The sequence below is a fragment of the Haloarcula sp. H-GB5 genome (genome assembly GCF_054850705.1).
In genome coordinates this window covers 252,442-277,207 of record NZ_JBTWBG010000003.1, presented here as the reverse complement: position 1 = coordinate 277,207, position 24,766 = coordinate 252,442, and the positions used below count along the sequence as shown (strand labels likewise).

Annotated in this window: 22 protein-coding genes; 11 read left to right on the top strand and 11 right to left on the bottom strand. The window is 60.8% G+C overall.

Going from position 1 to position 24,766, the window contains the following annotated elements; all coding sequences use genetic code 11:
- Positions 1-310: 310 nt before the first annotated feature.
- Both ACYJ11_RS16745 and ACYJ11_RS16740 read left to right on the top strand, forming a co-directional pair.
- Positions 311-601, top strand: a complete 291-nt coding sequence (locus tag ACYJ11_RS16745; RefSeq protein WP_461648637.1) for a hypothetical protein — start codon at positions 311-313, stop codon at positions 599-601.
- The gene (locus tag ACYJ11_RS16740; protein ID WP_461648636.1) at positions 598-798 is read left to right on the top strand and encodes a hypothetical protein; all 201 of its coding nucleotides are present in this window, start codon (positions 598-600) and stop codon (positions 796-798) included. Before ACYJ11_RS16745 ends, ACYJ11_RS16740 begins: the two co-directional genes overlap by 4 nt.
- Here the strand turns inward: ACYJ11_RS16740 and ACYJ11_RS16735 are convergent.
- The gene (locus ACYJ11_RS16735) at positions 785-2,602 is read right to left on the bottom strand and encodes a hypothetical protein (protein ID WP_461648635.1); all 1,818 of its coding nucleotides are present in this window, start codon (positions 2,600-2,602) and stop codon (positions 785-787) included. The two genes, ACYJ11_RS16740 and ACYJ11_RS16735, sit on opposite strands and share 14 nt — an antisense overlap.
- A gap of 439 nt (positions 2,603-3,041) precedes the next feature.
- On the opposite strand from ACYJ11_RS16735, the gene ACYJ11_RS16730 reads away from it, so the two are divergent.
- Positions 3,042-3,344 (top strand): hypothetical protein, encoded by a 303-nt coding sequence (locus ACYJ11_RS16730; RefSeq protein ID WP_461648634.1) that lies wholly within the window; start codon positions 3,042-3,044, stop codon positions 3,342-3,344.
- Between the two features lie 188 nt (positions 3,345-3,532).
- Here ACYJ11_RS16730 and ACYJ11_RS16725 read toward each other — a convergent pair whose 3' ends face one another.
- Together ACYJ11_RS16725 and ACYJ11_RS16720 are read right to left on the bottom strand one after the other, a co-directional pair.
- Positions 3,533-4,495 carry a DUF1616 domain-containing protein gene (locus tag ACYJ11_RS16725; protein WP_461648633.1) on the bottom strand — a complete coding sequence of 321 codons (963 nt, stop codon included), beginning with the start codon at positions 4,493-4,495 and terminating at the stop codon, positions 3,533-3,535.
- 430 nt (positions 4,496-4,925) lie between these two features.
- A complete protein-coding gene (locus ACYJ11_RS16720) occupies positions 4,926-5,147 on the bottom strand; it encodes a hypothetical protein (protein WP_461648632.1) in 222 nt (73 codons plus the stop codon).
- A gap of 468 nt (positions 5,148-5,615) precedes the next feature.
- On the opposite strand from ACYJ11_RS16720, the gene ACYJ11_RS16715 reads away from it, so the two are divergent.
- Positions 5,616-6,866 (top strand): glycosyltransferase family 4 protein, encoded by a 1,251-nt coding sequence (locus ACYJ11_RS16715; protein WP_188978570.1) that lies wholly within the window; start codon positions 5,616-5,618, stop codon positions 6,864-6,866.
- Entirely contained in the window at positions 6,859-8,730 is a 1,872-nt protein-coding gene (locus ACYJ11_RS16710; protein WP_461648631.1) for a heparinase II/III family protein, read from the top strand. The genes ACYJ11_RS16715 and ACYJ11_RS16710 overlap by 8 nt, the downstream gene beginning before the upstream one ends.
- 96 nt (positions 8,731-8,826) lie before the next feature.
- Here ACYJ11_RS16710 and ACYJ11_RS16705 read toward each other — a convergent pair whose 3' ends face one another.
- From ACYJ11_RS16705 to ACYJ11_RS16685, 5 genes are read right to left on the bottom strand one after another with little or no spacing between them, the layout of a single operon-like run.
- Entirely contained in the window at positions 8,827-9,261 is a 435-nt protein-coding gene (locus ACYJ11_RS16705; protein WP_461648630.1) for a PTS fructose transporter subunit IIB, read from the bottom strand.
- A complete protein-coding gene (gene ptsP / locus ACYJ11_RS16700; RefSeq protein ID WP_461648629.1) occupies positions 9,258-10,943 on the bottom strand; it encodes a phosphoenolpyruvate--protein phosphotransferase in 1,686 nt (561 codons plus the stop codon). The genes ACYJ11_RS16705 and ptsP overlap by 4 nt, the downstream gene beginning before the upstream one ends.
- Positions 10,936-11,223 carry an HPr family phosphocarrier protein gene (locus tag ACYJ11_RS16695; RefSeq protein WP_461648628.1) on the bottom strand — a complete coding sequence of 96 codons (288 nt, stop codon included), beginning with the start codon at positions 11,221-11,223 and terminating at the stop codon, positions 10,936-10,938. Before ACYJ11_RS16695 ends, ptsP begins: the two co-directional genes overlap by 8 nt.
- Complete coding sequence (locus ACYJ11_RS16690) at positions 11,220-11,696, bottom strand: PTS sugar transporter subunit IIA (protein ID WP_461648627.1); 477 nt, start codon at positions 11,694-11,696, stop codon at positions 11,220-11,222. The genes ACYJ11_RS16695 and ACYJ11_RS16690 overlap by 4 nt, the downstream gene beginning before the upstream one ends.
- Positions 11,697-11,710: 14 nt before the next feature.
- Positions 11,711-12,850: a PTS fructose transporter subunit IIC gene (locus ACYJ11_RS16685; RefSeq protein WP_461648626.1), complete on the bottom strand. Its 1,140-nt coding sequence runs from the start codon at positions 12,848-12,850 to the stop codon at positions 11,711-11,713.
- Between the two features lie 244 nt (positions 12,851-13,094).
- On the opposite strand from ACYJ11_RS16685, the gene ACYJ11_RS16680 reads away from it, so the two are divergent.
- Positions 13,095-15,053 carry an archaea-specific SMC-related protein gene (locus ACYJ11_RS16680; RefSeq protein ID WP_461648625.1) on the top strand — a complete coding sequence of 653 codons (1,959 nt, stop codon included), beginning with the start codon at positions 13,095-13,097 and terminating at the stop codon, positions 15,051-15,053.
- Positions 15,054-15,091: 38 nt separating this feature from the next.
- Here ACYJ11_RS16680 and rdfA read toward each other — a convergent pair whose 3' ends face one another.
- Positions 15,092-15,688 carry a rod-determining factor RdfA gene (gene rdfA / locus ACYJ11_RS16675; protein ID WP_461648624.1) on the bottom strand — a complete coding sequence of 199 codons (597 nt, stop codon included), beginning with the start codon at positions 15,686-15,688 and terminating at the stop codon, positions 15,092-15,094.
- A gap of 555 nt (positions 15,689-16,243) precedes the next feature.
- On the opposite strand from rdfA, the gene ACYJ11_RS16670 reads away from it, so the two are divergent.
- The 3 genes from ACYJ11_RS16670 (at position 16,244) to folE (ending at position 18,828) form a co-directional block, all read left to right on the top strand.
- Complete coding sequence (locus ACYJ11_RS16670; protein ID WP_461648623.1) at positions 16,244-16,687, top strand: hypothetical protein; 444 nt, start codon at positions 16,244-16,246, stop codon at positions 16,685-16,687.
- On the top strand, positions 16,684-17,994 hold the full coding sequence (locus ACYJ11_RS16665; protein WP_461648622.1) for a hypothetical protein: 1,311 nt from the start codon (positions 16,684-16,686) through the stop codon (positions 17,992-17,994). The genes ACYJ11_RS16670 and ACYJ11_RS16665 overlap by 4 nt, the downstream gene beginning before the upstream one ends.
- Before the next feature lie 216 nt (positions 17,995-18,210).
- Positions 18,211-18,828, top strand: coding sequence for a GTP cyclohydrolase I (folE, locus tag ACYJ11_RS16660; RefSeq protein ID WP_005533039.1), 618 nt, complete (start codon positions 18,211-18,213; stop codon positions 18,826-18,828).
- A gap of 262 nt (positions 18,829-19,090) precedes the next feature.
- Here the strand turns inward: folE and ACYJ11_RS16655 are convergent, their stop codons facing one another.
- On the bottom strand, positions 19,091-19,471 hold the full coding sequence (locus ACYJ11_RS16655) for a cupin domain-containing protein (protein WP_461648621.1): 381 nt from the start codon (positions 19,469-19,471) through the stop codon (positions 19,091-19,093).
- A gap of 152 nt (positions 19,472-19,623) precedes the next feature.
- Here ACYJ11_RS16655 and ACYJ11_RS16650 point away from each other — a divergent pair, with 152 nt between their 5' ends.
- On the top strand, positions 19,624-20,217 hold the full coding sequence (locus tag ACYJ11_RS16650) for a cyclodeaminase/cyclohydrolase family protein (RefSeq protein ID WP_461648620.1): 594 nt from the start codon (positions 19,624-19,626) through the stop codon (positions 20,215-20,217).
- Positions 20,218-20,302: 85 nt separating this feature from the next.
- On the opposite strand, the gene ACYJ11_RS16645 is transcribed toward ACYJ11_RS16650, so the two are convergent.
- Positions 20,303-22,048 (bottom strand): formate--tetrahydrofolate ligase, encoded by a 1,746-nt coding sequence (locus ACYJ11_RS16645; RefSeq protein WP_461648619.1) that lies wholly within the window; start codon positions 22,046-22,048, stop codon positions 20,303-20,305.
- Between the two features lie 315 nt (positions 22,049-22,363).
- Between ACYJ11_RS16645 and folP the strand changes: the two genes are divergently transcribed.
- A complete protein-coding gene (gene folP, locus ACYJ11_RS16640) occupies positions 22,364-24,763 on the top strand; it encodes a dihydropteroate synthase (protein ID WP_461648618.1) in 2,400 nt (799 codons plus the stop codon).
- The last annotated feature ends 3 nt before the right edge of the window (positions 24,764-24,766 follow it).

Here is a 24,766-nt window from a genome sequence, read left to right as displayed (position 1 = left end):
TTGCGTCCTACTCCAGACCGAATGACCACCACGTACACGACTGTGGGTACTAGCGTACCAGCTATCTCCAGTTCGCATACACCGTCATGATGGACAAGGGAAAGCGCGTCGTCTTCGTCACACAGCGGTACCCGCCCGACAAGGAGGGAACGCCGCACGTATCGGTGACATGGCGTCGAACTTCGTCGACACCAATGGTTTGTGACGGTGCTGACCCTGCCGCCGACGTACCCGCTCTGGTCGTTCGACCGGTCCGTCGAGCGACGATCGACCGAATCCCGTGAGGAAGTAACCGTCCACTGTCTTTGACGTGGCAACCGCAGGTCGCGAATCCCGGGACTGTCCGGCGACTGGCCTACTATCTCCTTTTCGAGGTCCACGCGATGCTGCGGCTACTGCTCAACGTCCGCCGGTACGACGCCGTGACGACGACGCGATATCGACCGGTGCCCCCGGACTGCTTGCCAGTTTACTCGGGAAGCCGTGGCTGGTCGACGTCCGCGACCTCTGGATAGACACCTCCATCTCGCTCGGCTACATCAAGTCCAAGTCGACGATTCCAGCGCTCGCCCTCCAGATAGCGATAGAATCGCCGTCATGACCGAGACGCTGGGTGACTCGCGTCGAGACCTACGGCGACTCGCTGGCGGAGAAGACGGAGATCGTTCCCAACGGCGTCGACACCGACCGATTCCGTCCGGGTCGGTCGCCATCGAGACCGCCGGGGCGATGCCGAGCAGTGTGGCCGTCGACGAGACGGAAATTTCGCTTTCCGGACTGCGGTTCAGCCCGCAGTAACCGGGCCGGTCGCTTCTGTCGTCATGTTCCCGACACCATCCACATAGTACAGCTGCACGTCGCCGTTGTCGTAGGTTCGGTGGATCGTAGTGTCCCGTTCGATCTGCTCGAAATCCGCGGGATCGTATCGCCACAGACCGGAGTAATCGGGGAAGCCCTGTGGGTAGACGATGCGCCCTTTCCGAGTGATAAGCATGTACTGATCCGTCTCATAACTCTGCCCGAGCGTCCCGTACTCGGTGTAATTGAAGTGCGGAGGCGGTGCCATCGCGCTCGACCCGCCCTCGAAGGGGTGCGTGCCGATGCCATACTGAGCATGGTAGAAGCGGTAGTATCGCATGTCGAACTCAAGGAACCGGTTGGTCGCCGTCCCGTGTTCGGTCATCCACTTCGTGCCCGACAGTTCCATCTCGGTAACCTGCTCGTTGCTCTCAGATTGGAGCGGTGCGGGATAGAGAGTGAACACTGATAGCGAGATGACGAGGAGCAAAACGACGGCAGTCGTGGCCCGGAACCCAGTCTCGAACAGGGAGGTGTGACGCTGCCAGCCGACGACATCCCACGTCATCAAAAACAGCTGTCCACTGAGGATGACTGCAGTGATCTTCGCTATCTGGAACGGCCGTTCGTGCGGGACGATGAGGGGAAGGACGAGGAATGCGAGACCGCCCAGACTGAACAGGGCCATCGAGCCGGCGAGCATCGTGTCGTACGTCGTGATGGCGTAGTCACCCTGTCGGATAAGTAATAACAGGAGGCCGATGAAGGCGAACCCGAGCCCGAACAGCACGCCTTCGATACCGTACTTGAAGAAGGCAACGCGAACTAAGTCGATGAGCGCCGGGGATGCCTCCTGAGCCGTCTGTGTGTACCCGGATATCGGCGCACTCCCGCCGCTGGACCCAAACAGCGTCTCGTAGAGCCTGTTGAACCTGAGGATGATCCCTGCATAGTTCGTGTACCAGATAGCGAAGACGGCGACGGACAGCGAGACGAAGTTCGTCGGTGAAGCGAACTGCTCACGTACTCGCGGCGCGTACCGCCCACCCACGTAGAGGAAGAACAGAATGATCCCAAAGAGTGCAGTCAGTGGGTGATAGAAGACGAAACCAACGAGCGCGAAGACGAACACTGCTCGGACTGCGGTGGTTGGCGATCGCTGGCTCTTGACAAACAGGTACAAAACGAGCGGAACAAGCGCGAGACTCATGTCGAACGGTCGTAGCATGGTGTGCGCGGGGCCGAGTATCGGCAGTAACACGAACACGAGACCGTAGAGGACCTGTGTCCGGTCGCCAAACAGCGTCCGGAGGAGATAGAACATTCCGCCGAGGTACACCACCGAGAACACGAATGGGAGAAAGAGCGTCGTCACCGCGAGTTCGATTCCCGCCGCCTCCGAGATAGCCACCATGAGGAGGTGGATAGGTGGGTAGATGTTTGCCCCGATGTCGCCATCTGCCACGATGTCACGGGCGAAACCTATGTGGCTGAGCGTGTCACCGCGTCCCCAGAGCTTGTAGCCACGGAGGTACGGCAACAGGAGGAGGATGGTGTCCGCGAGAAGGACGAGTGCGAGTCCGAACAGCCACGACCGACCCTCGGATTGGCGTGCGTCAGCGAGGATGACCATCGTCCCCAGAAACATCGACCCAATGAGCAACGCCCAGAAGTACAGCGGGTAGGCGTCGTACAGCGAGAGTTCGTACTGGTTGGCCTCGGGCACGAGATAGACGACTGCGACTGCACCGAGCAGACAGACCAGTCCGACCAGAGCCAGCCATCGCGGTGTCTTGTTGCTCATCTCCGTTCACCGCACCGTCGTCCGAAGGGTCTACTGCACTCCAGGCTGCGACCCACCCGCTTAACTACCCCATTCGCCGCCGACACTCGATGACCCGACCGCAGGGTGCCGATGTCGCTATCTGTACCACCGACCCGGTCGTCCGCGTCGTACACGCGCCCGCCGTCCATAGGAATAGAGTCCGCGCTGGGACCCATTGTTATAGCTCGCATTATCTGAACGTAGTGGCGCCGACGGTCACCGAGACACCGGCTCACACGCCGGGAACTCCGACGAGAGCAGTGGTGAGAATATTCTAACGCTGTTTCACATCATACGGTCGCTCGAAACCGTCTCGAGAGCCCCGGCGTCACGGATTCTCTCCGCTTTCCGCTCGACTCGGCGTGGTTCAGAACATAAGATGCGATTAACTATATTCTGATCGAAAAAAGCGGAAACAATGAGCTTCTTGCAAAACGGTCCGCAGGCAGTTGCAGCAGCGGAAAACGAACGGCGGTTTCGTCTGTTCGCCGTCAGCGTGCTCAGCTTCTTACTCGTTTCACCCTTCCTGCTCAGACAGTTCGACCTCTTTACGGTCCAGACCTACGTCCTCGCTGGTTTCGTCTGGCTCCACGTCGTCGGGGAGATATTTTCGCCGGGTGAGCGGGGTGTCACGTGGTGGCGGCGGGTCCGGTGGCTACAGCGACTCGGATGGCTCGTGGTCGGCTGGATTCTTTTCCAGCGCATTGTGGCAATCGTCTAGTGACCGCAAACTGATGCTGTCCTCCATCTCTCTGGTACGGGGACCGTTCGGTGCGTCTGTCCCCTAAACTGCTCTGCTAGGGATGTCGTTCTGTCGACTATCGTTTCGACTCTATTCTCAGCACCCACATCGCTGTCGGCGGCCGTGTGCTGAAGAGAAGTCTGCTCTCCACCGACGAGGTAAGCTTCTCAGGCACCCTCGCTGGGAACGTCCACCCAGATATGGACCGACCGGTACGCCGAGTCAGCGTTCAGTTCGGTGTCAGCCGACACCTCCTCTTTGTACAGGAGGTAGGTCAATCGGAGGTCCTCGCCGACGCGGTCCGGGATGACCGTGTGGGCCCGCTGGACAGATCCACCGTCCACAATCGTGACGCTGTACCGGTCGAGTTCCGACGAACTCTGTCGCTCTTTGCCATCGAAGGACTCCAGCAGGACGACGACGGTGTAGGATGTCTGCTCGCCCTCGCGGTTGGTGATGCCGACTTGGAGTTGCGTGTCTTCTTCGAGGAGGATTTCGTCGGGGTAGTCACCGGCGACGCTGGTCGAGTCAGTGGGGTCAGCCGTCGTCACGGAGAAGGCCGTAAACTCCTCACCGGGGTCGGTGGTCGCGGCTGTCACCCCGATGCCAGCCATCGCTATGACCAGTCCCACGACGAGAAGAACGGTAACAACGGACTCGTCACGAACCCCTTTGAGTTGGGAAGACGTCCAGTGGAGTACGCGTGGGTCAAATCGCTCCGACGGCGGGATTGTCTGCCTACGGACGGCCGCGAGCGCGGTAAAGAGGAGCGTCACCGAACCGACGAGGGTGACGAAGAATGTCGGTTGCATCCCGAGCGGTGTGTAGCCCAGCCCTATCCCGAGAAGCGGCACGAGGAAGATGCTCACTCCGATTCCGAGAACCATCCGCTCGACGATGGTTATCTCTCCGTTCGCCCACGTCCTGCTTCCTGGAGACGCGCTCTTCGGGAACAGGAGCGCGATTATCGCGTAGCCCGGTGCGAAGAGTATCGCCGACACTCCGAGAAGCACGCTCGATACTGTCTCGATACCGAGGGCTCCCCGTACAGTAATCGACAACCCCAGTATCGCTATGAGGATGAGGTCACTGCCAAGAAACCCCGGTCTGTCTACCAGACGGTCGGCCATTACCGGCCAGACGGGGCCCCATCTCAAAAGTAAATGTCCGCTAACCTCGATCGTTTGACGCGGGATTGTCAAATCCACTGTGCGATTTTCGGAGGCCATGCGAACAGGTACGCGACACGCAGTTGATGGCACACAAGTTGACACTATTGCGAACCAGTTCCTAGTTTGCTGTAGTTTGACAACTAGTCTGAAACCAGCGGAGAAATACGTATCAGCGAGAAAATTAACAAGCACGTTCTGTTAACGTTCGACGACCTCGAAGCTGTTGCGGGTCCAGCGGTCGGCGTTGATGAGGTTGACACTGTCGACCACGACCCGCTCTCGCATCGCGCGGCCGACTCTCCGGGATTGAGGCGATATCAGCGGTTCGGACCGAAACGGGCCCCCAATGCGGGCCCTCTCGACAGACTCGGATGCCGGTCTGGACTCGCTACACGTACTCGCTGAAATCCGTCATGTGGGTGTTGGTCTCTTTACCGGAGATGCTCACACCTAGGCTGCCGACACCGACGGCTGCAGTTACCGCTGACAACCCGAACTGGAAGAAACTCCGCCTGTTAAGGTGTACTTTACCACGTCTATCTGCGTTTAGAGTGTCTGAAAGGCCCGATTCATATCTATCGTCGTCAACCGCGTTGTGCTTATCGAACATACACATACGTTTGAAGTAGGTATATGCTAATTAGCCGTTCTTACACTGTGTCGACAAAGTAGGTAGCTTTTAGCTACTTATGTGGGTAAAGTAGTTACCACATAAGGCTTCATCCGTGCTGGTTTGCCATACGAGCGAATCAAATATGATAAAGTAATAATACAGTACTGTGCGGAAAGGAGAGATTATACCAACCAGACGAGGTGGTGTCTGGTTAGATTCTGAAGTCAGTCTTGACACTAAAACGGGACGCACGTTCCGGGACACACGGTCGACGTGAAATGGTCTCGGGACAAGAGAACGCATAATTGGCCCGTCCCCGAACCGACAGTGGAGTATCAGACGCATACTAATATCCCTGTCAGGAATACGATGCAGTGATCCAATGAACAGCGACAGGGCAACCGACACGTCATCGTCGTGTGAGAATCGTCCAGGAGGGACAGTCGCGGCACGCACGTGGCTCCGATGACCACTGACTTCGTCATCGTCTCCCAGCGGTACCCGCCGGAAAAAGGGGGGAATGCGTCGAGAATCCGCGACACGGCCGTCAACCTCGACAACGAAATCGGCACGACAGTTCTGGCACCGCTCCCGTGTTATCCCCCGGGAAACTTCGATCGGACGTGGGAGCGCAAGCGGACCGAACACGACGACGGAGTGGTCGTCCACCGTCTGTGGACGTGGCAACCCCAGACGGAGAACCCCTCTCTGCTCCGTCGACTGCCGTACTATCTCGTCTTCGCGCTTCACGCGGCGCTCTGGCTGGTGGTCAATGTCCGGCAGTACGACGTCGTCATGACTTCGACACCGCCGATTACCACTGGGCTCCCCGGGATCGTGGCCGTCGCCATCGGGAAGCCGTGGATCGTCGATGTACGCGACCTGTGGATTGAGAACTCGATTGCTCTGGGATACATCACAGCGAACAGCCCGCTGGTGAAAGCCGGACGTGCGTTCCAGTCGGTCGCGTTACACACCGCCGACCGGATTACCGTGACGACAGAAACGCTCGGCGATGCCGTCACCGACGCGTACGGCGGCGAACTCCGGGACCGGGTTCGTGTCATTCCGAACGGCGTCGACACCGACCGGTTTACACCGGAGACTGGGGCTGGCGATGCAGAAGATAGAATCGTGTACACGGGGAACATCGGGAGCGCACAGGCACTCGAACCGTGTATTCGGGCGATGCAACACGTGTCGAACGACGACGCCGAACTCCTGCTGGTCGGCGATGGGGACGAGGTGTCCCGACTCGAATCGGTGACGGAGCACCTCGACCTCGAAGACAGCGTGGAATTCGGCGGACTAGTGGACCGTGAGCGGATCCCGGAGATTCTCAACGATGCGACCGTCGGCTTGGCGCCGATAAAGGACAGTCCGGAGCTCGATTACGCGATGCCCACGAAGCTTTACGAGTACCTGGCGTGCTCGCTGCCGGTCGTAGTCACCGGACGGGGAGAAATCGAACGGTTCGTCACGGAGACCGCGGCGGGCATACACACTGAGCCCGATCCGGAACGCATCGCGGCGGCAATCGACACCCTCCTCGAAAACCCTGAGCAGCGGACGTCGATGGGTCGGGACGGCTACAGGCTCGTAACAGAGGAATACGACCGCGAGGCCATCGCGGGCCGACTCAGCGAAGAACTCCGGGCGCTGACGGCTAGTGAACGACAGGCACCACGCGCGGCCCCGAGTCCCGATGATGACTAAGCCGATCCGCGTGCTTCCGTCGATGGCCAGACTGTACGGTCACACGCTCACGCGGATGGAGCCGGCTCAGATCTTCGGGATGGCCGAACGGACGGCCCGTAACACCGTGCTCGCCCGGCTCCCGGTCGATTTCGACGAGCGCTACGACAACGCGGTTCCCGAGCGGCTATCTGTCGCGACAGCCCCACTTGAAGCGGACCTCGACGTGCTCCGGGGGGCACTCTCCGACTCGACCGTCCGATCGTTCCAGCGGCGGAGCCGCCGGGCGGCCGACGGCGAGGTGACGTTTCTCAACCGGACGGTCCAGTCCGATTCGCCGGCCCACCCCGACTGGTACGACCACGGGGCCGACAGTTATCCGTTGCTCTGGCCGCTGAAACTGTACGCGTTCGAACCGCTGCGGTGGGCAGTGCTGGGATTCGAAGACCCGCAGGCGGCTCCGGAGGAGGTCGTCGCGGTGTTCGACCAGTGGATACGGGACTGGACCGACAGCATCGACATCGGCCGACCCGGCTACCTTCGCAGTGCGTGGACGCCATGGGCAGTCTCGCTTCGGACACAGACGCTGGCGCGGTACCTAGCGTGGCGAACCGGCGGTTCTCAGGAAGGCGTTCCTGAAGGACTGAGCGAAGCACTTGTCAGGGAGATATACCGAAATTCGCTCTTCCTTGCCAACCACGTGGAAGGTGACGTCGGCGGCAACCACCTCGTTGAGAACGGGCTCGCACTGCTCATGGCTGGATTGTTGTTCCCTGACACCGACGAATCCTGGTTCTGTACGGGGCGCTCGATACTCGGCCGTACTGGAGCCAAACAGTTCCTCCCCGACGGCGGCCACTACGAGCGGTCGCCGATGTACCATGCGATTGTGACGACGCGGTACGTGACGGCCTGCTCGTTACTGGCGGCCAGCGAGCGAACGGCCCCAGCCTGGTTGACAGCGATGACGGAACAGGCTGTGGCATACCTGCGATACCTCTCACCACCGGACGGGCGGCTCCCGTTGTACAACGATGCCGTCTTCGGGCAATCGCTCCCGTTGATGGACTGCTTGGGATATGCCGAGAGCGTCGGGTTTACTGCCGATGACCGGGCCGTTCCGTCACAAAGTCCCATGGGCGCTGAGACGGGGTATTACTGGCTCGACACCGACTGCGGGCGGTTACTGGTAGACGGTGGGCCTGTGGGGCCTTCCCATCTGCCCGGGCATTCCCACAACGACATGCTGAGCATCCTGCTCTGGGTCGGCGGACAGCGCGTGCTCACAGATACGGGTGTGTACGATTACGCCGACAACGAGCGGCGGCAGTATGCCCGAAGTGTCGCCGGCCACAACACTGTTCAGGTCGGTGAGGCGGAGCCTATCGAAATCGGTGGCAAGTACCTCATGGGCGCGCGGACGGAACCGACGGTCGACTACGGGGGGTCGGACCCGACCCTGTTCAGAGGACACTACGAGACAGCCGCCACCGCACCAGCGTCGTACCGACACGACAGGACGATTCTCGCTAGCGACGACTGGTGGCTGGTCCGGGACGAACTCCGGGGGGCCGACACGGAGACCGAGCCGAGCGTCTCTCGGCTCCACTTCCATCCGGAGGTCGCAGTCACGGTCGGGGATTCGGGGACGGTGCGGGCGACTGGCGGTGACGACGACTCGACTCTGCTCAGCGTCCATCCGCTCGGCGTCAGTGACGTTCGGACGACGACGACCGAGTACTTCCCGGAGTTTGGCGTCGCAGAAGAGCGACAGAAGCTAGAACTGGAGGCTAGGCCGGAGTCGGGAACGACGGCCTTGGGGTACTTCCTCGTCCCGTCGGCCGGTGGCCACAGAGCGCCCAGCCGGTCGGATGGGGACAGGTAAGCCAGCCGGGACCGCTACCGAGACGGTCGGCTTGACGACGGGAGACGGGTTCGGTCCATCACCTGGGGTCGTCACTTCCCAGTGAGGACACGGACTTCAATTGAATAGACGCTTCAGCCGTGCAACGAGGCTCTTCGAGCGGTCGCCGCCGCGCCGGCGCTGCTGATTGGATTCGGTACTCGTGGGCTCAGGTCCATTTACATCGGACTTAGTGTCCGATGCGTCGCCGTCAGCGGCCGCGATCGCATTAGCAATCATGCCTTCAGCGTCGTTAACCGCATCCTTGACGGTTCCGTCGATCAGCGGGACACTGCTGAATCGGTCCTGACTGACCGACGTGTCGGAGGCGATGATGGCGGCATCGGCGGCTTCAATGTCCCCGTCAGAGAGTTCGTTCTCTGCGCCCATTGCTCCCTGAACTTCTACCTTGATATCGTGGCCCTGTTCTTCTGCCGTCTGTTCGAGGTTCTCAGCTGCCATCTGACTGTGTGCGATACCAGTCGGACAGGAGGTGACTGCGACGAGTTTCATGTATCTAGTGTGGTATGGACTTCGCTTCGCGTTGCGGCGAGTCGGGCGCGGTCCCCGCGCTCGCTCGCGGTACTGTACTCGGTTTCGCTGACGGCCGTCTTGACTTCAGGGATCGTCACGGCGCTCATGCTGAGTTCGTCGAGACCGAGACCGACAAGCAGTTCCGTCAAATCGGGGTCACCAGCCATCTCGCCGCACATCCCCACCCAGACGTCTTCGGCGTGGGCTGCGGTAACTGTCTGGTGGATCGCCCGGAGGACGCCCGGGTGCGTGGGGTCGTGTAAGTCACCGACACGCTCGTTCTCACGGTCAGCGGCCATCACGTACTGCGTGAGGTCGTTCGTCCCGATAGAGAGGAAATCGACTCGTGCCGCGAGTTCGCCGGCCACGAAGGCGGCGCTCGGCGTTTCTATCATGACGCCGACTTCGATATCAACGGCATCGGCGTCGTGACATTCAACATCGGCCGCCGCTGCGTCCAGTGCGTCGAGTGCAGCGTCGAGTTCCTCGACCGTTGCGACCAGCGGGAACATGATTGCGAGGTCTCCAGCGCCGTCCGCAGCAGCGCGCAGGAGCGCACGGAGTTGCGTGGCGAACAGGTCCGAATCGGGGTCGAGCGAGCGTCGGATTCCCCGCTCACCGAGGAACGGGTTCTCTTCTTCCGGCAGGTCGAGATAGGGAATGCGCTTGTCGCCACCGATATCTAACGTCCGGACGACAACGCGCCCATCTGGGAACGTGTCGAGTGCCTCGCGGATGGCTTCGTACTGCTCGTCTTCCGACGGTGGCGTCTCCCGGTCGAGGAAGAGAAACTCGGTTCGGTAGAGACCGACGCCGTCAGCCCCCCGCTGTGCTGCGGGCTCCAGTTCTGCCGGCTGGCCGACGTTCGCCGCCACTTCGATGTGCCGCCCGTCGATTGTCTCGACGGACTCATCAACGACAGCGGCTCCCGAGTCGCTTACTGCGGCAGCTCGCTCGGTGTCGTCAGGACTGAGTAGCACCTCGCCGCTGTCGCCGTCGACCACGACCTCTGTTTCGCCCTCAACAGATTCGAGCGCGTCGCCGACTCCAACGACGGCCGGCAAGGCCAGCGAACGGGCGAAAATCGCCGCGTGGGACGTCCGGCCGCCGGTTACCGTGGCGAACCCGGCGACGCGTTCCGGGTCGAGTTGCGCCGTATCGCTGGGGGTCAACCGCTCGGAGAGGACGATACTTCCATCGGGTAGATCATCGAGATCGACCCGTTCCCCGTCCGTCAGCAGACGGAGGAGTCGGTCACGGACATCGCGGAGGTCGTCCGCTCGCTCGGCCATTCGGCCGTCCATCCCCTCGAACTGTTCGATGTGTTCGCCGAACGCGGCATCGACGGCATTCGGTGCGGGGATTCCATCGGCGATCATTGTCTCGACTGCGTCCTCGATGGTCGGGTCTTCGAGGAACTGGATATGTGCGTCGAACACCGCGGCCTCGTCTTCGCCGACGCGTTCGGCGGTCGCCTCGCGCTCAGATTCCAGTTCAGCGCGGGCGGTGTCGACGGCATTGGCGAACTGCTGGACCTCCGTCTCGGGATCGACTTCCACGCCGTCCGGGTCTGGGAGCGAGATGTCTCGGCCGTACCAGACAACCGTCCCAACGCCGGAGCGCGGCGTTGCACCGGTCCCGTGGAGTGTGCGTTCAGCCATCGTCAGTGTCCAGTTCCGCCTCCGGTGTTGTCAGTATCCGCTCCAGTTCGTCAAGCACTGCCTCTGCATCCGGGCCGTCAGCGACCAGTTCGATGTCGTCACCCTGTCCGACTCCGAGGCTGGTGACGGCGATCATACTCGCCGCCTGAACGAGGTCACCGTCCGGGCGACCGGCCGAGACTTCAGCCTCGTGGTCATTCACAGCTTGGACGAACGCCGACGCCGGTCGAGCGTGTAGGCCCGCCTCCGGAACAATCGTGACAGTACGCTCGACCGTCATGCGATGGCCTCCCGGAGCGCGTCCTGAACGGTCGCCTCGTCCTCTGCTTCGTGGAGCCGGTCCCGAACGTCGTCGTGCATCAGGGCTCGCGAGAGGGAGCTGAGGATGTTGAGGTGCTCTTCGCCGCCGGCTTCCGGCACGAGAATCATGAATATGAGCGTCGCGGGCTCGCCGTCCATCGAGCCGAAGTCGACGCCTTCCTCGGAGCGGACAAACGCCAGCGACGGGCGGCTCACAGCGCTGGTTTTCGCGTGCGGGATGCCGATACCCATGCCGACGCCCGTCGTGGTCTCTGATTCGCGTTCTAGCAGCGCGTCGAGTGCGCGTTCGCGGTCCTCGACCCTGCCACCGTCGACTAGTAGGTCGAGCAGGGACTCGATACACGCTGCCTTCTCGGCTGGTGGCTCGGACAGCGAGATGTGGTTGGCCGGAATCAGTTCTTCGATATCGTCCGCTGCGATTGCATCTGTCATTGTAATCACTGTCGTTAGTCGTCCGTCGGTTGCGTAGTGCTCGTCTCCGCCTCAGCGTCGATACGGTCTTCGAAGTCCGGTTTGATCACCGTCGCGACGACGGCCGTCACGAGTGAGCCCAGGAGGATGCTGCCCAGGAATGCGAGTGGCTGGTTTGACAGCAGGACGACGAAGATACCGCCGTGGGGTGCGGGCATCGTGACGCCGAGGGCCATCGAGGTCGCACCGCCCACAGCGCTACCGGCCACGATAGCCGGGATTACGCGGAGCGGATCGGCGGCTGCGTACGGAATCGCACCCTCAGTGATGAACGATAGACCGAGTACGATACCGCTTTTCCCGTTCTCGTACATCTCCGCAGCGTACTTGTGCGGGGCGATGAAGTTCGAGAGCGCGAGGCCGATCGGCGGAATCATGCCGCCGATCATTACCGCGGCCATCGGCGCGTAGATCTCCTCGGTGATGAGCCCGGTCGCGAACACGTAGGCGACCTTGTTGACTGGGCCACCCATGTCGAAGGCCATCATCCCGCCGAGGATGAGGCCGACGACGATGGCCTGGCCGCCCTGCATCGACTGCAGGAACGAGGTTAGCCCCTCGTTAGCGAGTGCGACGGGGACGCCCAGCACGAACAGCATGATTGGCGTCAGAACCGCCATCGTCGCGACGGGGATGAGCAGTACCGGCATCATCGGCTGGATGAACTCGGGGACGTCGAGGTTCTTGAAGAAGCGCGCGACGTACCCAGCCAGCAGCCCAGCGACGATTGCGCCGAGGTAGCCGGCACCGGCCTCGCCGCCGGAGATGCCGATTACTGTCGCCGCTTCGGCGACGACGTTTCCCTGCTGGAGAATGTACGCCAGCAGGAACCCCGGAGCGAGTCCCGGTCGGTCAGCAATGGCGTACGCGATGTAGCCTCCGAGGATGGGAACCATAATCGTCAGTCCAGCAACGCCGATCTGTGCGAGGAACCAGCCTGCCGAGCCGGTGTTCTCGAACACTGTCTGTGTGTCCCCTATCGCGTACGCGACGGCGAGGAAGATACCCCCGATAGTTACGAAGGGGATCATGAACGATACGCCCGTCATCAGGTCCTCCTTGACGGAGGTTACGTGAGCGCGAAGTGCACTTTCGGCCCGGTCTTGCTCTGTCATGGTCAACGACACCGACAGCTACGCCCATTGTGTGATATAAAGGTACACGTTTGAGCGTGTTATTTACCGAAATTGTTTGCTATCTGGATTTAGGCGATTGTTTCTGCATGGAACTAGGTCCGCGAATCCGATGGAATAACAGACATATGCTTGTTAGCCGCGGGTAACCATTGGCATAGAAATCGAGGTGTGTGGTGCCACACGCGCCATAGTGCTTATGTCCGTCACTCGCACACACCGAGATATGGGTTCACTCTCGGTATCCGGGGAGGTGGCGACCGTCACCGTCGAGAAGATCGGGGGGATCGACGAGACGACAGTCGAGGTGCCACCAGGGGTGACTGTGCTCCGAGGCCGGAACGCGACTAATCGGACATCGTTTCTACAGGCGGTGATGGCTGCTCACGGAAGTGAGTGGGCGAGTGTCAAAGGTGACGCCGATCAGGGGCACGTCGAACTCTCACTGGGGGAGGAGACGTACTCCCGGACACTGACCAGAACCGATGACGGTATTGTCGGGTCGGGCCTCGGACTGCTTACTGACCCAACAGTTGCGGACCTGTTCGCGTTCCTGCTCGAAGACAACGAGGCCAGGCGAGCCGTTGAACGGGGGGAGGACCTCCGGGAGATCATTATGCGGCCCGTCGACGTGGCGTCTATTCACCGACAGATACGTGCGGCCGAACAGCGTAAGGAAGAAATCGACGAGGAACTCGATCGTATCGCCTCGCTCAAGCGCGATCTTCCAGATCTCGAACGGCAACAGGCAGATCTGCGCGACGAGATCGCTGAGACCAGAGACGAACTCCAGCACGTGGAGGAACGAATCGACGAGCGGGACGTAGATTTCCAGACGACCCAGGAAAACAGGGACGAACTCGAAACGGCCCTCGATGAACTTCAGGCGACTCGATCCGAACTGAAACGCGTGCGAAACGATATCCAGTCAGAACAGGAGAGTATCTCGGCACTGCGCGACGAGCGGGGTAGCCTCGCGGTCGAACGGTCCGGACTTCCGGAATCGCCGGATGAACGACTCGAAACGCTCGAATCGGACATCGAGCGGCTCCGGGAGCGAAAGCGGGAGCTCTCAGAATACACCACGCGACTACAGAACGTCATCGGGTTCAACGAGGAACTGCTGGCTGGCGAACACCGGGAGATAACCGATGCTATCGACGCAAAGCCCGAGAGCGTGGGAGACATCACGGACCAGCTTTATCAGGGGTCCAAGACGACCTGCTGGACCTGTGGCTCGCGAGTGAAGCCGGACCGTATCGAGTCGACGCTCCAGAGCATGCGTGACCACCTTCAAGAAACAGTTACAGAGATCGACGATATCGAAGACGAACTCGACGAACTGACCGACCAACGTGATGAAATTGCGGAGACACGCACACGAGCGCAGGAGCTCACCGCAACGATTGACGAGGTCGACACCGAAATTGAGCGCCGGCAGACGACTGTTGTCGACCTCCGAGAGCGACGCAATAACCTCTCCGCCCGCGTTGAGGAACTTGAGGAGCAGGTCACGTCGCTCCGGACGGAAGAGTTCGACGAGGTGCTCGAACTCCATACGAAAGCGAACGAACTGGAGTTGGAACTGGATCGACTCGAATCGGAACGAGACGAGGTGAGCGAAGAGATTGCCGACATCGAGTCAGAGATCCGCCGGAACGACGAACTGGCTGCCCAACGGGAAGAGGTGGTGGACGAACTGATCGACCTCCGGTCACGTATCGACCGCCTCGAAGCTGAGGCGACCGACCAGTTCAACGAGAAGATGGACGACCTGCTCGACATTCTGAGCTATGGTAACATCGAACGTATCTGGCTCGAACGGACCGATACACCCGATGACCCGGTCCATAACAGCGACGACAGTGTCACGGGATCGACGTTCACGCTCCACGTCGTCAGAAGTACCGAGGGTGGAACTGTCTACGAAGACACGGTTGCCCATCTGAGTGAGAGCGAGCGAGAAGTGACCGGACTCGTGTTCGCACTCGCCGGCTACCTCGTCCACGATGTGTACGAGGATGTTCCGTTCATGCTGCTCGACTCCCTCGAAGCCATCGACTCGGCGCGCATCGCCTCGCTCGTCGAGTACTTCGCGGAGTACCCCTCCTATCTCGTCGTCGCGTTGCTCCCTGAGGATGCGCAGGCGCTTCCGGATAAGTACAACCGGATTACCGATATCTGACCCGGTTGTGGCTACCAAAGAGCGGACCTTTTGAACACTCACTCACAGTTACAGCCGCCGCGGTCGAGAAGGTCGCTAATACTGTAGCGCGTCCCGCAGTCCTGACAGCGGATATCGATGCTCACGAACACTCGATAGTCGCCCAAAGTGAGCTTGTCTGCTGTGTTCAGTCGGTCGACCGTATCCCGGACGATTGTCTCGACGCGACTGCGGAGGCGGTCGATAGTTCCACGCTCTTGCTCGACCTGTGCAGTTTCTGACTCAGATTCGTAGCTCGCGCCACGAACCTCTGTAAGGTAGTATCGAATCGCCTGGTACGTAACAAACTGGTCTTCCAGCGTATTGATGTCGATACCGGCCCGCTCAAGCCGGTTCCGCGCTTCGATTCGCTTGCCTGCACTGACGTCGTCATCCGTCAGCAGTCGGTAGAAGTTCGCCGGTTCGCCGTCGATAACATCCATACCCGCATCGCGGATTGCAGCCACGAGCAGGGCCTGGTTGAACCGATCTGCGAGGTCACGGAGACTCTGTCGCTGCACATTCTCTCCGAGCCAAGCGCGTTCCAGCTCCGCACCCATCGACGACAGTTCATACGTTTCGATCAACTGTGCGACTTTCGACTGCGCTGACCCCATTATCGCCAGAACACGTCGACCCGGTTTAGCCGTTTTGTTGCGATATCGGGAGGTCTGTTCACCGTTCCGTGCCGGTGTCTATCTGTGGCGGTGTCTACTGTTCAGATGGGCGAATCCGACCACATATCTGCGAGATACAGACTAATATCTCCCGATATGAATGTGTACAACAGGTATATACGTGTGTATCAGTACCCTCTGGTATCGAAGTTCGTATGTGGACCGATCCCTGAGCGGTCTGCTTCGATCTGAGCAACCACGAGAATTTTATACCTGACATTACAAGCGGGAAATCAGACGATGGTCCCCTTTACTCGACGCACTCTCCTCCACAGCGTCTGCGGGCTGGCGACAGTGCTAGCTGGCTGTAGCGGGGTTTTCGAGGGTGGCGGCGAATCAACACACACTGCTTCCAGAAACGACGGTTCGAGTGCCTCCAGCGCAGGATCGGTATCTGACCCGGATGCAGTCGTCACACGCGTTGATACCGATCGTCAGCCAGTCTGGCTCGATGATGAAGACGGTCGGCCGACCGAAAGCTCACATTCTCGTCCAATGGAATCCGAGATTATCGATACGGCGGCCAGGGCTGACCGGATCAGCGTCGTCGAAAACGCGGACCGATCGGAAATACGGTCCTTCCTCGATGGGACTGATTTCGATACAGAAACCGTCTACGTCCAGACTGTGACAATCGAGGAGTGTTTTCGACTAACGCTCTGTCAGATCCGGTGGGCGGCTGATAACATCACGACCGACTACGGTCGGGTGAGCCGACCTTACGACGAGCCCTGCACAGCGGGCAATAAAATATACGCGGTTTGGGTCATCCGGATTCCCGACACAGTCAACGCAGACGACATCTCCAGCTATTCCTCCTCAATTGGCGGCAACAGTTGCGAAAGACAGCGAGCCGGTGCCGAAGGGGAAAGTGAGGGCGGGAGCGAGGCAGCACTGAGCAATGACCGACGCACCCAGTCCGATGGTGAGCAGGCATGACAGACGAGATATCTGAGACAAGCTGCAAATCCACTCGGCTGACCCGTCGTGGTGTGCTCGCCATAGCTGGAGCCACTGCCATTGCTGGCTGTAGCAGTCTCGACAGTGTGGGCGGGGGAGGCGAGGCAACTATCGATACCTACAACCTACCCGATATCCCGCGCCATGGGGAGCGAGAAGCCCCTGTCTCCCCCTCGGTCCCAGTCGACATCGCAACGAGTCATTTCGATGTCGCACGAGAGCGGGTTCGGTCACTTCTGGCGACGCTTCCGACTCCGCTCGGACCGGAAGAAATCCCGAACGGTCACATCCGCCAGCACCTGACTGATGCCGCCAGCGACGCTTCGGACAGCCTCGATGATGCACGGACGGCCCGAACTGGCTTGATGGCGCTCCGGTCGTTGCGGCGAGCACGCGAAAACGCCCGCTACGCCGCTTCGGGGTGGGGCGTCGCCGACCGTGGTCTCACCGCCGCTCCCCTCCGGAACGAATACGACAAGACCCTGTCTGCGGCCCGCGAAACCCTGCAGGAGCACGAATACGTCGGGGCGGACCCGGTGCGCGCGGCGCTGGTCCACGCCCGGATCGAAGCGAGACTGCAGCGGGCCACTGACACGGATATCAGGCCAAGGGAGGAGTCGGAGCTGCTGTCTGTCGCCGAATGGGGCGAGACGGCCGAGTCAGCCCAAGCGTATCTCAGCGACGCTCGTCATCTACGGGCGCAGTTCACTGCTTCGCTTCCAGCCAATGTCGGCACGGTCAGACAAACACTGACCGCCGCAGCAAAAACACTGCTGGCGGACATCCGCGACACGCAATCGAACCTATCAACGGAAACGAACGCTGACGACCGCACCCCGGGGAAGATAGTTTTCGACGAGCTACGATGGGAGGTGGAGAGCGGGATTAGCCGCTTTGCGGATGCCGTCGGCCCCGCGAGTGCCGTTGTCGATGCGAACAGTCAACTGGCCCGGCTCCGAGCAATCGACCGCATTCAGAGTCGGCGGGAAACGGGCGAACTCGTTCGTCCATCCGACGGAAAAACGGTTCGAGACATTAGGGAAACCGCGTACGAGGCGCTCACTGCGGCCCTCGAATCGAGTTCGCAGCCGGAACTGGTCCGGACGGTTCTCGTCGATGCCGGCCACAAGGTCATGGCAGCTGACCGTGGGTTAACGCACCATCAGGGAGAGATCTCGGCTTCCACTCTCGATAGAAACGTTGCGGACTACTGGCACGCGACAGCACTCGCCCGTTCAGCATCGGCGGCGACCCAACAGACCGTCCAGACGCTGGAATCTGGCTGAAACAGCATTACGAAAGCGACGTTGTGGCTGGTCCGCCGGTCAACAAAAACACGGTTCCCGCCTCACAGGAGGACTCATTGGACGTTTTTTGTAACACACCATATTCACGATCAGTGATACTTTGTGGTGCGAAATCACAATGTTACCACTGTTATTCGAGTAGTAAACTGATGGGGAACAGAGACTTTGTACGTCGAGTCCCCCTGTTTGCTTGTAATGGATTCCCGGGAACAGGAACCTGCACACCAGCACGATACTGCAACCCAACCGACAGATGGCTTTGACGAAGAGAAGGCGCGACGTGGTGCTCGCCTCCTGCTCGAGGCCGCTGGCCGTGACCCCGATTCGGCGGGGCTATCGGATACGTGGAGCCGGCGTGTCCCGGAAATGTTCGAGACCCTGACTGAAGGCTCTCGGTCCGAGTCCGGACCGGTAATGCGGACCTTCGATGCGGAGACCGACGGTCTCATCGTCAAAACCGGAATTCCGCTTCACAGCATGTGCGAACATCACCTGCTCCCCTTTCAGGGCGTTGCTCACGTTGCGTACAGACCCGGGGAGGAGATGGTGGGACTGTCAAAGCTCATCCGGTACGTCCGGTGGCAGTCACGCCAACTGACGACACAGGAGACACTCACGCGGGATATTGCGGTCGGTCTGGCGGATGAACTCGACGCGCACGGCGTCGTCGTCGAGGTGACCGCAACGCACATGTGCGAAGTCATGCGGGGAATCGAGACGGAGACTGAGACGACGACCAGAGAGCACGTCGGAACGATCAGCGAAGCGGACCGCACGCAGTTCAGGGAGTCGATTCGACGACACGACCAGTAGTCACTGATAGGTGACCCGCATCTCAGGAAGGTATTCATAAACAGGAATTCTACCTGCTACTGCGTCTCCGATCGCGTATGGTGCCTGTGTAACCAGTGCGTGGCGCAAAACTCAACGTATTTGTAATCATATAGGATGAGTGCATGCGGTCTAGCCACAGACCCTGGCCTGTACTCGTCGATCGGTTTGAAAAGATGGCGATGGGCCACGTCCTCGGTGGTGGTGCATCCTCGAAGACGGGGAAGCGACTGGCCGACTCGCCTCACTCCTCGACAACGTAGTCCCCGAAGTTGTCGACGGTTCCAACCGGCGGCGCACCGAAGGCGAGCCAGATGTGTGTTTCATCGGTGTGGTTACAGAGATTCCGGACCGTGTCTGGGTGGATACGGATGACACCACCCTCTGATATCTCGTGAACGTCGCCTTCGATAGATATCTGGCCGCCAGTCGTCGTGACGAACACTTCTTCTTGGCCGTCGTGTGTATGCGGCGTCGTCACGGAGTCCGGTTCGACGACGACCTGATTCACCTGCATCTCCTCACAGCCGAGTGGGCCCGTGAGCTTCTGGACCTCAGTATCGCAGGTGTTGAACTGCTCAGTCGGTACTGTCGCTGGCTGGATGATTTCGAACGAAGACGCCACACAACGTCTTAACAGAGTCCAGTCAGAGCCTTTGTGACGGGATGGACCACGCGAAGGCCGAATATCTCCAGAGAAATCATTAGGCGAGTGGGCCGAGAATGGTGCAGTATGGGCAGTCAATCACCAGAAACGACCGGAATTGGGTCCGACAGATGACGTTCGCGACCCAACCGATCGGCGAGTTTCTCGACGACGTCGCGTCGGGCCAGGTGACCCCGAGCGGCGGTGCAGTCGCGGCCGTCGGCGGTGCGATGGGCGCGGCGCTCTGTGAGATGGTCTGTATCCACACTGTCGGCACAGACGGGTCCGATGTGGAGTCCGGTGAGCTATCGGCTCTAGCGGACGCTCTGGCCGATAACCGGGAGCGGCTGCTCGCCCTCGCTGACGAGGACGCGGCAGCGGTCGACGCGATCGGGGCCGCCTTTGAATCCGGGGATGACGCCCGGATTCAAGAGGTCTCGAAACGCTCGACTGAGGTGCCGCTGGAGACAGCCGAGGTTTGTCTCGACGTCGTCGAGCACGCCCGTACGGTGACTGTGAAGGGGACGCCGGTCGCAGTCCCGGACGCAACTGTCGGGGCGCTGCTCGCGGCAGCGGCGCTACAGGCGTCCGTCTCGACTGTCCGGGCCAATCTCGACATGATAGACGACGAATCATTCGTGGCAGCGATGAAACAGCGGGCAGACGAGGCAGAAGCGGCCGGCGAAGCGGCGCTCAACAAAGCGGTCACAAACGCAAAGCGGTGAGCGTCGTCCCTTTGTCGAACGCTGGGCGGCGTCCACCGGAAGTCGAGGCGGCGAAACGCGAACGCTGGAACGCAGGACCAGTCCGTCAAAACAGGCCAGAGATGTTGCCGTCTTCGTCGATGTCCATGTCGGCCGCAGCTGGACGGGCCGGCAGGCCGGGCATCGTGAGCGCGTCGGCCGTAAGTGCGACGAGGAAGCCTGCGCCAGCGGACGGGTACACTTCACTGATTTCGAGTTCCCAACCCTCCGGCGCACCCTTCTGGCTCGCGTCGTCGCTCAGCGAGTGGAAGGTCTTGGACATGACGACCGGGTAGTCGTCGAAGTCGAGTTCGTTCATCTGCTCGATATCGTCGAGCGCGCCCCCGGTGTATTTCACGTCGTCAGCGCCGTAGATCTCGGTCGCTACAGTGTGGATCTTCTCCTTGATGCTGTCCTCGTCTTCGTACAGCATCCGGAAGTCCTCCTCGTTGCTCTCCTCGGTCGCCTCGATGACGTTCTCCGCGAGGTCGACGCCGCCCTCGCTGCCGTCGGAGAACACGTTCGACTCGGCCGCTCTGACGCTGAGTTCGTCGTGACAGTGGTCCAGCACGGCCTGGATCTCTTCGTCGGTGTCGTCCGGGAAGCGGTTGACGGAGACGACGACCGGGACGCCGAACTTCTGGAGGTTCCGCGCGTGCTTGTCGAGGTTCGAGAAGCCGGCTTCGACCGCTTCGACGCCAGCCTCGTCAATCTCGTCGTAGTCGACGGGCCACTGGTCCAGTCCGTGGTACTTGAGCGCGCGAACCGACGCCACCAGCACGACGGCGTTCGGCGTCATATCGCCTTTGCGACAGACCACGTCCATGAACTTCTCGGCCCCGAGGTCGGAGCCAAAGCCGGCCTCGGTGACGAGGTAGTCGCCCATGCCGAAGGCGGTCTTGTCGGCGACCAGCGAGTTCGTCCCGTGGGCGATGTTCGCGAACGGCCCGCCGTGGACCAGCGCCGGCGTCCCTTCGATGGTCTGGACGACATTCGGCTTGATCGCATCCCGGAGAAGCATGGTTGCTGGGCCGGTTGCCTCGATGTCATCGACGGTCACCGGGTCACCGTCCTCGTCGTAGGCGACGATGATGCGGCTGACGCGCTCTTTCAAATCCCCGATATCACTGGCCAGACAGAGGACCGCCATCAGCTCGGATGCCGCCGTCAGGATGAAGCTATCCTCCCGCGGCGTCCCACCGGTTTTTCCGCCGAGACCGACGACCGTCTCCCGGAGCGCGCGGTCGTTCATGTCGATCGCGCGCGGCCAGGAGACGTTGTTGATGTCGATGTCAAGGTCGTCGCCCTGCGAGATCTTCGCGTCGAGCATTGCAGCGATGAGGTTGTGCGCGGAGGTGAGTGCGTGGAGGTCGCCGGTGAAATGGAGGTTGATGTCCTCCATCGGAAGGACCTGCGACCGACCCCCACCTGCTGCGCCGCCTTTGACGCCGAACACTGGGCCAAGCGACGGTTCCCGGATGGCGATCATCGCTTCCTCGCCGACGTGGTTGAGCGTCTGCCCGAGGCCGACAGTCGTTACCGTCTTCCCCTCGCCTTTCGGCGTCGGCGTCATCCCGGTTACCAGAACGAGGTTCTGTTCCTTGTTCTCGGCCTGTTCGCGGAGGCGCTCGATGGCGTGTTGTTTGACTTTCGCGGTGTATTCGCCGAAGTACTGGAGGTCGTCGAGGCCAAGTCCCCACGGCTCGACCAGTTCCCAGATCGGCTCCATGTCGGTCGATTGGGCGATATCGTAGTCCGTAGGAATCGGCTCCTGCGTCTCTTCGGCCGCGGATTGCTCATCCTGTGAAGACATCTCGGCTAGCCCTTCCCTGCACCGTCGTAATAATGTTAGTGAACCTGACACTACCGGGATAGGATGTGTTCGAGATGTCGTTACATCTCCCGGAGGCCACATCATGTATCTCGGTTTACGAGATTGGTTCTCAGCCCCAAGTGCAGGCCGGACGGTAGCCGCCACGAAGGCGGGTCGTAGGAGATGACTCGGTTACGGCCTAAGGTTCAGTATTAGGGTTTTTCACCTGAGCTGGTAGCATTACAGCGGAACGCGCGAGTAAGCCAGATTCGCCCTGGCGATACATTAATCAGGCCACCGGTGACCAATTATGGTATGCAGTACCACGAGTCGGCGGACTACCTGCAGTCGCTACAGCGTCGTCGGCCCAAGTTGGGGACCGATACGACGGCGCGGATGCTCTCACATCTCGGTGACCCGGACGACAGTTTCGACAGCGTGCAGATCGCCGGGTCGAACGGAAAGGGAAGCACCGCCCGGATGACCGAGAGTGTGCTCAGAGCTGCCGGGCTAGATGTCGGCCTGTTCACCTCGCCAGGGTTGAACGGCTTCCGGGAGCAGATTACTGTCAACGGCGGTCGGGTACCGAAAGAGCGAGTGACAGAGTTCGTCGAACAGATAGCGCCCTGTATCGACCAGCTGGCTGCCGAGGACGACAAACCGACGCATTTCGAGGTACTCACCGCCCTGGCGCTCTATCATTTCGATGTCGAGGATGTCGATGTCGCGGTGCTGGAAGTGGGCATCGGTGGCCGCTACGACGCCACGAGCGCGGTCGATCCCGTCGCAAGCGCCGTCACCAGCATCAGTCTGGAACATACCGACCTGCTTGGCGACACGATCGAGGAGATCGCTCGCGACAAAGCACAGGTCGCGCCGCGGGACGCTCCGCTCGTGACGGGAACGACCGGGGCCGCTCTCGACGCGGTTCAGGAGACTACCGATACCATCACCGTGGGCGGCGACGACGCCGATGTCACCGCCATCGAGAACGGCATGCGCTCCGCCGTCGAGAACCGGATCGCACTCACTGGGCCGGACTGGGCCCTCGAATCGAACCTCAAGCTGCTTGGCCAGCATCAGGCGGAGAACGCCGGCGTTGCTGCGACGCTGGCCCGACAACTCATCGATGTGGACACAGAAACCGTATCCGAGGGACTGCGGGCCGCGACGCTGCCGGGCCGGTTCGAAATTCGGTCGATCGACCCGATGGTGGTCCTCGATGGCTCCCACAACCCCGGCGCGATGGAGACGCTGACAACACTCATCGAGCGATACGAGTACGATGATCTCCACGTGGTCTTTGCCGCGATGAAGGACAAGGAGTACGAACGGATGATTGCGACGCTTCCGGCCGCCGAGACCGCGTTTGCCACTCGGCCCAAGCTTGACCGGGCCGCAAGCACCGCGTCGCTCGCTGCGGCGTTCGAGGGGCAGGCGTCCCAGATACAGCAGGTCGAATCCGTTCCCGAGGCCACCGAGCGGGCGATAGCTGCGGCCGGCCCGGACGACTTCGTGCTCGTAGCCGGGTCGCTCTACGCAGTCGCCGAAGCTCGGGACCGATGGAGCCGGTTGGTCGTTCCCAAAGAGAACCTCACGCTGGCGTCGACAGGGGAAACTGCTGGAGCCGAAAGTAATCCGGAAATCCGTCAGCAGGTGCTTTCGGTCACGTTGCGGCGCGACCAGGCAGGCGTCGTCAAACAGGAGTTCGAGGACTGCGGCGGCACCTGTACCTGTTCGACTGTTGGCATGCCAGAGAAGCTCGTCGATACGACACTGTCGGGGACGCGACGACAGTTCCGACAGCTCATCGACCGGCTGGCTTCGGCGGGGCTGGGGCTTGGTCGGCTTGCGACACAACTCAAAGCAAGGCTGTCTGAGAGGTCGTTCCCGCCGCCGTTAGACTCTGAATCAGCGGCCGTGATGGGGATTCTCAACGTCACGCCGAACAGTTTCTACGACGGCGGCGAGTACAACCGCCGCGACCTCGCGGTCAATCACGCGAAACAGATGATCGAATCCGGGGCAGATATCGTCGACATCGGCGGTGAGAGCACGCGTCCCGGGGCTGACCCAGTGCCCGTCGAAACAGAGATCGACCGCGTGGTGCCCGTTATCGAGGCCGTGTCCTCACTCGACACGACTGTCTCCGTGGATACCCGAAAGGCCGCCGTCGCTAACGCAGCGCTGGAGGCCGGTGCCGATATCGTCAACGACGTGTCGGGACTGTCGGACCCCGAGATGCGGTTCGTGGTTGCCGACCACGACGCGTCCGTCATCCTGATGCATAGTCTGTCTGCGCCAGTGGACCCGGGTCGAACTGTGACCTACGACGATGTCGTCGATGACGTACTTCGAGACCTCACGGAACAGATACTGCTCGCCGAGCAGGCCGGTATCGACCGCGAGCAGATCATCGTCGACCCCGGCTGTGGGTTCGGGAAGAACGCCGGTGAATCGTTCGAACTCGTCGACCGCCTCCACGAGTTCCACGCGCTCGGCTGTCCGGTGCTGGTCGGGCACTCCCGGAAGTCGATGTTTGCCGACATGAGCGGCGCAGGAGCGGACAGGCTGCCGCCGACGCTGGCAACGACAGCGCTGGCCGCCGAACGTGGGGCTGACGCAGTCAGGGTCCACGATATCTCCGAAAACAACGCCGTACTCAGGACGGTTTCAGCGACGGCAGCTCGGCCATCCAACCTTCGACAACAGTGATAC